At 45.4% G+C, this 5,563-nt stretch carries 9 protein-coding genes and 3 pseudogenes; 10 read left to right on the top strand and 2 right to left on the bottom strand.

The features are described 5' to 3' along the window. Positions 1-252: 252 nt before the first annotated feature. Positions 253-615, top strand: a pseudogene (locus AAY47_RS22975) (KilA-N domain-containing protein); the annotation flags it as partial. Here the strand turns inward: AAY47_RS22975 and AAY47_RS22980 are convergent. Continuing rightward, positions 598-753, bottom strand: coding sequence for a hypothetical protein (locus tag AAY47_RS22980; protein ID WP_235428417.1), 156 nt, complete (start codon positions 751-753; stop codon positions 598-600). The pseudogene AAY47_RS22975 and the gene AAY47_RS22980 sit on opposite strands and share 18 nt — an antisense overlap. Positions 754-786: 33 nt before the next feature. Between AAY47_RS22980 and AAY47_RS22985 the strand changes: the two genes are divergently transcribed. Further along, the gene (locus AAY47_RS22985) at positions 787-1,128 is read left to right on the top strand and encodes a hypothetical protein (RefSeq protein WP_053014357.1); all 342 of its coding nucleotides are present in this window, start codon (positions 787-789) and stop codon (positions 1,126-1,128) included. Between the two features lie 166 nt (positions 1,129-1,294). Here the strand turns inward: AAY47_RS22985 and AAY47_RS18980 are convergent, their stop codons facing one another. Next, positions 1,295-1,633: a hypothetical protein gene (locus tag AAY47_RS18980; RefSeq protein WP_047771898.1), complete on the bottom strand. Its 339-nt coding sequence runs from the start codon at positions 1,631-1,633 to the stop codon at positions 1,295-1,297. A gap of 73 nt (positions 1,634-1,706) precedes the next feature. Between AAY47_RS18980 and AAY47_RS22130 the strand changes: the two genes are divergently transcribed. The 8 genes and pseudogenes from AAY47_RS22130 (at position 1,707) to AAY47_RS19010 (ending at position 5,490) form a co-directional block, all read left to right on the top strand. Further along, positions 1,707-1,844 (top strand): hypothetical protein, encoded by a 138-nt coding sequence (locus AAY47_RS22130; RefSeq protein WP_160300219.1) that lies wholly within the window; start codon positions 1,707-1,709, stop codon positions 1,842-1,844. A 1-nt stretch (position 1,845) separates the two neighbouring features. Then, positions 1,846-2,196: an HNH endonuclease gene (locus AAY47_RS18985; protein ID WP_047771470.1), complete on the top strand. Its 351-nt coding sequence runs from the start codon at positions 1,846-1,848 to the stop codon at positions 2,194-2,196. 185 nt (positions 2,197-2,381) lie between these two features. Continuing rightward, a complete protein-coding gene (locus AAY47_RS18990; protein WP_047771471.1) occupies positions 2,382-2,843 on the top strand; it encodes a phage terminase small subunit P27 family in 462 nt (153 codons plus the stop codon). 1 nt (position 2,844) lies between these two features. Beyond that, positions 2,845-3,864 (top strand): annotated as a pseudogene (locus AAY47_RS18995) (terminase large subunit); the annotation flags it as partial. 156 nt (positions 3,865-4,020) lie between these two features. Continuing rightward, positions 4,021-4,167 (top strand): annotated as a pseudogene (locus AAY47_RS19000) (Arm DNA-binding domain-containing protein); the annotation flags it as partial. 168 nt (positions 4,168-4,335) lie between these two features. Continuing rightward, complete coding sequence (locus AAY47_RS23090; protein ID WP_255334820.1) at positions 4,336-4,461, top strand: hypothetical protein; 126 nt, start codon at positions 4,336-4,338, stop codon at positions 4,459-4,461. Between the two features lie 52 nt (positions 4,462-4,513). After that, the gene (locus AAY47_RS20180) at positions 4,514-5,116 is read left to right on the top strand and encodes a hypothetical protein (RefSeq protein WP_053014358.1); all 603 of its coding nucleotides are present in this window, start codon (positions 4,514-4,516) and stop codon (positions 5,114-5,116) included. A gap of 191 nt (positions 5,117-5,307) precedes the next feature. Further along, positions 5,308-5,490 (top strand): hypothetical protein, encoded by a 183-nt coding sequence (locus AAY47_RS19010; protein ID WP_047771901.1) that lies wholly within the window; start codon positions 5,308-5,310, stop codon positions 5,488-5,490. Positions 5,491-5,563: the final 73 nt, after the last annotated feature.

A 5,563-nucleotide genomic window follows, 5' to 3' on the forward strand; every position in this document is an offset into this window, starting at 1 on the left:
GATGATTATCGTGCACAGGTTTTCTTTGGCTGAGGATTAATCAAAGTATGCTCGCGCCCTGCCGTTCCTACCGCGTACCCAACGCACACGGGCTGGTGGCATTTTTATTTTCACCGCGCACCGCAGCGCCAATCTAAACATCGAGCCTTTATTTAGGAATGAGCCTTTGAGGAATCAGCTAAAACTGATGCTACTCGATGGGCTGATCTCCTATTGCGGCAAAGGTTCATTACCTAAGTAAGGATAAGCATCGTGAGTAATATCATTCCATTTGAGTATGACGGTCATCCCATTCGCTTTAATGAAGAAGGATGGATTAATGCGACAGATGTAGCAGCTAAGTTTAAGAAAGAGCCGCATGCTTGGATAACTCAGCTTGAAACCCTGGAATATCTATGTGCTTTAAGTAAGAAGTTGTTTTCTAATTCCGTTCCTGAGAGGGAATTAAAAGAAATCAATTAGTTAGAAAGCAGAAAAGCAGAAAAGCAGAAAAGCAGAAAAGCAGAGGCAAAGGTTAAAATTCTTCGACTTGCAAAGAAAACAGGCTTAGTAAAAACAAGAGCAGGCATTAACGGCGGCAGATGGCTTCACCCAAAATTAGCAGTTCGCTTTGCCCGCTGGCTGGCTGTTGACTTTGAAATCTGGTGTGATGAGCAAATAGACGCCCTGATCCGTGGCACCCAACCTGTATTCACTGACCAACGCATTAACGCCATCTTTCTTCTGGATAAGCCCACCATATGGGAAAAACAATTTCAGGAGCCTTTCTATCAGGCACTCAGTCGCATGTCAGGATTGCCCTATAACGGTCATGTCGGTGGTACGCCGTCATTATTTGGCATGATTACCTCCAAGTGGATGTATCAGGTTGTGCTGTCTGATTCAGTTTATGCTGAGGTAAAAGAAGCAGCTAAAGGCAATAGGGAGAAGATTCACCAGTACCTTAAGCCAGAGGCCAAGAAACTGGTCACAGAGCAACTGAAAGCGGTCACGATATTGGCGAATGGCTGTGTGGACTACAAAGACTTCGAAGCACGTTGCGTTCAGTCATTTGGTAAGCAGGGTGAACAAGGCTGCTTAATCCTGCCGGTAGAGCGGGAATTCAGTTATTCAGCGGTCAGGCATTAGTTCTTTTGCGTCGGGTTATCGCCGTCTGTCGGTATTAGCTACGACATGTCTCCTTGCCATCGAGCGTACAGACAGAATCAAAAATAACCCATGCCCCCGAAGAAGACGGGTCATTACCAGCAAACATCCGCTGTAGGCTGGATAATTGGTTATCAGGTACCTTTAATTATCGGGGGCTAAAATGAAAGTATAAAAATTGGTCATCATTGCCGAGGCACAAGATCTCGCCTTCTTTTTTATCTTTTACTTTGATATCAGCAACCAGTTCAGTTGCGACATATTGGCTGCCTACATAATCAGAAAAAACATTTTCTTGTATGTTGTCATTATCAACGCTTGCTTGTCCCAGTATCGATAGCGCACCATCCGCCTGTACTTTCCTCATTTCTTTAATCCCATAATCCAGGCACCGCTTAACATAATTATTTTCATGCTCAGTTACAGCTATTGCTTGTGGTGCAATGAGTATTGATGACAAGAGTAATAGAGGGGTGATTGGTCTCATGAAAAATTGTTCCGTATGTAATTTTGACAAATGAAATAGTTATGTTAGCAGTATTTAAATAAAGGAGAAAACGATGATGATAATCCACCTTAATGAAGGTGGTAGCATTGCAGCCGAAAACTTCAAGGTCTTCAATAATGAAGAACTCGATAAAACCGTGCGTCTCAGCGGACGACTGTACCATGCCTCACTCTATAGCGGAGTCTGGTGATATGCCACCCCGCATTCCCAGAGCCTGCCGCAAACGTGGCTGCCCTAAAACCACTACCGACCGCTCAGGCTACTGTAACGATCATTTGCACACAGGCTGGCAGAACCACCAGCAAGGCAAGAATCGACATGAACGAGGTTATGGCAGCAAGTGGGACAAGTTACGCGCCAGTGTAAAACAACGGGACAAACAGTTGTGCCAGCAATGCTTACGTGGGGGACGAGCAGTAACGGGCGTGACCGTTGACCATATCACACCCAAGGCACACGGCGGCACAGATGAACTGTCCAATCTGCAACTATTATGCTGGTCTTGCCATAAACGTAAGACCGCCACGGAGCGATTACGATAAAGGTTGAATGAATATTAATTTCTCATTGCAATCATTGCATATGTCATCGCTATAGAGGGAGGGGCGGGTTAAATTTCTGCCACTCTCGCCCTCAAGGACCGCCGCCTTACCTCTTTTCACATCGCCGCGAAATGCAAACCTTTTTTTGGGGTGCCCCAACTGCACCATTTTACAGGAGACATCACATGGCAGGACGACCGCCAACCCCGACTCACCTGCGTCTGGTGAGGGGTAACCCATCAAAACGCCCGATTAACGCCCATGAACCGAAGCCGGAAAAAGGGGTTCCCCTTGTCCCCAAACATTTTGGAAAAATGGGCCGGTACTGGCATGAACGGATCGCCGGGGAGCTGAATAAAGTCGGCGTGCTGACTCAGCTTGACGCCAAAGCCCTTGAATTGCTGATTGAAGCCTACGTCGAATACCGGACGCACTGTGAAACACTGGAAAGCGAAGGTTACACCTACCGGACCGATCAGGGATTAATCAAAGCGCATCCGGCGGCAGGCATGAAAGCCGATGCGTGGAAACGTATTCATGCCATGCTCAGTGCGTTTGGGATGTCACCCTCCAGTCGGTCTAAGGTCAACATGGCCGGGGAAGACAAAGCTGATCCTCTGGCTGAGTTCTTACAAATGAGGGATTAACATGGCAAAAGTCGCGGAGGGTATTCGCTACGCCGAGCGGGTCGTGGCGGGCGAGGTTGTATCCGGTGAGCTGGTGAAACTGGCCTGTCAGCGGTTCCTGAATGACCTGAAAACGGGGGAAGCGCGGGGAATTTATTTCAGTGAACCCCGTGCCCAGCATATCCTGAACTTCTACAAATTTGTGCCCCACGTCAAGGGCGCACTGGCAGGCCAGTCCATTGAACTGATGGACTGGCATATCTTTATTCTGATTAACCTGTTTGGTTTTGTGCATCCGCTGGTGAATGAAGCCACGGGGGAAGTGGTGCTGCGCAATGACGGCAGCGGGCGGCCGGTGATGGTGCGCCGTTTTCGGACGGCCTACAACGAAGTGGCCCGTAAGAACGCCAAGTCCACCCTGTCCTCCGGTATTGGTTTATACATGACCGGGGCTGATAGCGAGGGCGGGGCGGAAGTTTATTCGGCCGCGACCACCCGTGATCAGGCCCGCATTGTGTTTGAAGATGCGAAAAACATGATCAAGCAGGCCAGATCCACGTTAGGTCGCCTGTTTGAGTTTAATAAGCTGACCATTTATCAGGAGCAATCCGCGTCCAAGTTTGAGCCACTGTCCAGTGATGCTAACAATCTGGATGGTCTCAATATCCATTGCGGTATTGTTGATGAGCTGCACGCCCATAAAACCCGTGATGTGTGGGATGTACTGGAAACGGCCACGGGGGCGCGTTTGCAGTCGTTGTTGTTTGGCATTACCACCGCCGGCTTTAATAAAGAAGGGATTTGTTACGAACTGCGTGATTATGCCGTTAAGGTCCTGCGTGGTCAGGTGCCCCCTGATGATACTTTTTTCGCCCTGATCTACACGCTGGATAAAGACGATGATCCGTTTGATGAGACGGTCTGGCAGAAAGCGAACCCCGGATTAGGTATCTGCAAGCGCTGGGATGACCTGCGGCGGCTGGCGAAAAAGGCCAAGGAGCAAGTGTCAGCGCGGCACAATTTTTTCACCAAGCACATAAACTCTGTAACTGACATGGGGTTACATGTACTTATGTTGTTTGTAATTATATGAAAAATAAATTGATGATTGGTGTTTCCATCCGTTTTGGTGTTTGCGGGTTGTTACATCACCCTGCGTATTGCAATGTGTATTGCAAAATAGAAAAAGGTTCGCTAAATGGCTGTAAACAAGCTCAGTGATAAAAAACTCAAATCCTTATACGGTAAACCAGTTGAAAAACAGCAGACGATAGCGGACGGAAACGGGTTATCAATCAGGGTAAGTAAGCAGGGTACAATCAGCTTTGTTTTTTTCTACCGCCTTTACCCACTCAAAGCCTTGTGCCGCATGGGATAGAATGAGTGGGTAGATAACCCTGAGACATTTTTTTATAAACGTTAAAACACGAAAATATTTACTCTCAATTTGGAGACTGAAAATGAGTTTTAAAATGAACCGTGCACAGAAGAATTAAAACATGAGTTTGTTGGAATGTTAGAAATCTTAAAATCAGAAGGATTAACCAGCAATGAAGCGATAGCCTTTATTCTCATGCGCGAGTTGCGCCATCTGGGGGTTGATATTCAAAACCTCGATAAGACAATTGAGAGTCATTGATGATAGTGCTTCTTTCTGGCAGGTATATCTTGTAAATAATTAGGAAAATGCGATGAGCAAAGTTAATTTAGATGTCGAGTATTCAAAGAAAAGCCTTGAAGAAATCATTCAGCATAAAAACTTATTTGGCTTCCCGGAGCATTTAAGCGACCTATCTCCAGAACAGTATCGGGAGCTGGTCAATAAAGATGCGTTCTTTTTTGTTGATCATCATGACTGTCTGCGACACCAGTTTTCAAGTGAAATAATGGCAACTGACAAGCAGCAGGTTGATATTTTGATTGAGCAATTACAGGCACTCAAAGAAACCATGAATGATGCACCTAAAAAAGAGGTGATAAAAACATATATTGGAAAACACTCTTTCGATGATGGCTGGCAAATGGTTTATTTTGATAAAGCCTTAGTATCAGACAGTTCTATCTCATTTGATTTTGAGTATCCAGTTGAGCTGGGTAAGCTGCGTTATACCGTTTCTTTGAAGAAGTCTCATGGAAATATTTACACCGGAACGGGCAGAGGAAAGTCAGAAAAAGAAGTCGATCTCACATTAGCAGTAGAAAAAAGCGATGGTGTGATGACCATATCGGGAAAGTGGATAGAGTACGGTTATGACTATGATGTAGAAATCGAAATTATTATGAATGAAAAGTAAGTAAAGAATTGTAAATATGCCGTCCTCATGTTTCCCCTTGTTTAGACCTCTTATTTTGAGGTCTTTTTTATTATTTTTCATGGTGTTAAATAGTAATTGCTGATACATGTAGGCTCATTTTGATTTCAATTGCTCTGTAGCATGTCCTCACAGATATCCCCAACAAACCGGAGTTTGTTAGGAATATAGGATTGGAAGGTGCAGCTATCCAGAATCAACCCGCGTCGTTTGCCGGGGTGGTGGTCAAAGGCAGCAGTTGGCGTAATTTTCTCATCAAACACGATAGTGGACTGGATGTGAATTTTGGCTCACAAGGTGATTATGGATATGTAATTGTGCAGGAGGGTAGTAAAACCCATTCTGATTTTTATTGATAACTGAAAACCACCTTCATAGAAGGCTGTCTCTTGATCATAAGTCTTGTTCAAGAGACAGTGTGAGTTCATA

The sequence above is a fragment of the Xenorhabdus griffiniae genome (genome assembly GCF_001028135.1).
GTDB classification, from domain to species: Bacteria; Pseudomonadota; Gammaproteobacteria; order Enterobacterales; family Enterobacteriaceae; genus Xenorhabdus; species Xenorhabdus bakwenae.

Bases quoted from the DNA above. Each gene is read 5' to 3' on its own strand.
- AAY47_RS22985 (WP_053014357.1), top strand. From the start codon at position 787: ATGTCAGGATTGCCCTATAACGGTCATGTCGGTGGTACGCCGTCATTA.
- AAY47_RS18980 (WP_047771898.1), bottom strand. From the start codon at position 1,633: ATGAGACCAATCACCCCTCTATTACTCTTGTCATCAATACTCATTGCA.
- AAY47_RS23090 (WP_255334820.1), top strand. From the start codon at position 4,336: ATGTTAGAAATCTTAAAATCAGAAGGATTAACCAGCAATGAAGCGATA.
- AAY47_RS18990 (WP_047771471.1), top strand. From the start codon at position 2,382: ATGGCAGGACGACCGCCAACCCCGACTCACCTGCGTCTGGTGAGGGGT.
- AAY47_RS20180 (WP_053014358.1), top strand. From the start codon at position 4,514: ATGAGCAAAGTTAATTTAGATGTCGAGTATTCAAAGAAAAGCCTTGAA.
- AAY47_RS22130 (WP_160300219.1), top strand. From the start codon at position 1,707: ATGATGATAATCCACCTTAATGAAGGTGGTAGCATTGCAGCCGAAAAC.
- AAY47_RS18985 (WP_047771470.1), top strand. From the start codon at position 1,846: ATGCCACCCCGCATTCCCAGAGCCTGCCGCAAACGTGGCTGCCCTAAA.